The 1,155-nt window shown below is 45.5% G+C and carries 1 protein-coding gene; it reads left to right on the forward strand.

Features of this window, described 5'->3' with window-relative positions; genetic code table 11:
* A partial coding sequence (locus tag F6K53_RS44275) for a transposase (protein WP_293087255.1) occupies positions 1-1,145 on the forward strand: 1,145 nt, incomplete at its 5' end.
* Between the last annotated feature and the right edge of the window lie 10 nt (positions 1,146-1,155).

The raw sequence follows: 1,155 nt of genomic DNA on the forward strand, positions 1-1,155 counted from the left end.
CAAAAGAATTCTCATTTGCCAATGAATTAAACTCTACTGCTCGTCAGGCTGCGTCTGAGAGGGCATGGTCATCGATTGTTCGCTTCTACGATAATTGCAAGAAAAAAGTCCCAGGCAAGAAGGGTTTTCCAAGGTTCCAAAAACTTGCTCGGTCTGTCGAATACAAGAAGTCAGGATGGAAATTATCTCCTGACAAAAAGTCTATAACCTTCACAGACAAAAAAGGGATTGGAAAGCTTAAGCTCAAAGGCACCTGGGAGTTGTGGCGCTTCGACAAGAAGCAAATTAATCGGGTTCGGATAGTCAAGCGAGCTGATGGGTACTACGTTCAATTCTGCGTTGCAGTTAACGTGAAAGAGGAAGTAGAGCACACAGGCGAGATGGTTGGCCTAGATGTAGGAATCAAAGAGTTCTACACAGACTCCAATGGTCATTCTGAACCCAATCCCCGATTCTACAGAAAAGGGGAGAAACGTTTAAAGTTTTATCAGCGCCGGGTTTCTCGGAAAAAGAAAGGCAAGGCCGTAGGCCACGCTACGCGAACATCCAATCGCAAAAAAGCGGTTAATAGGCTAAGTAGACAGCATCTTAAAATAAGTAGGCAGCGTGAAGAACATGCAAAGAGACTTGCACGTTGCGTAATCCGTTCGCGCAGCGTCGGCTACGCCGAATCTAACGATCTGGTCGCCTACGTTCGCGTAGCGTGCCGAAGGCAAGATTTAAGAGTTAAAAATCTGGTAAAAAATCACTGTCTCGCCAAGTCTATTAACGACGCAGGTTGGTATCAATTCAGGAAATGGCTGGAACATTTTGGAACTAAATTTGACAGGATAACTGTTGCAGTAAATCCTGCCTATACTAGTCAAAACTGTTCTGAATGTGGTGAGGTAGTCAAGAAATCCCTTTCTACTAGGACTCATGTCTGTGAATGCGGATGTGAACTTGATAGAGACCACAACGCCGCCATCAACATCCGCAATAGAGCCATAAGTACGACGGGGCACGTCGGAACTTGGATTATTAATCCGAACGCTTCAGGAGATTTGGCCTCTACTGTTCTTGATTCCGGTCAGGTTCAGCAAGTCGAGTCGATGAATGAAGAATCCCCGCGTCTAATGACCGGGGAGTGTCAACCAATTAGCTAACGTCTCAACA

Source organism: Moorena sp. SIO4A1 (genome assembly GCF_010672065.1).
Classification (GTDB): domain Bacteria; phylum Cyanobacteriota; class Cyanobacteriia; order Cyanobacteriales; family Coleofasciculaceae; genus Moorena.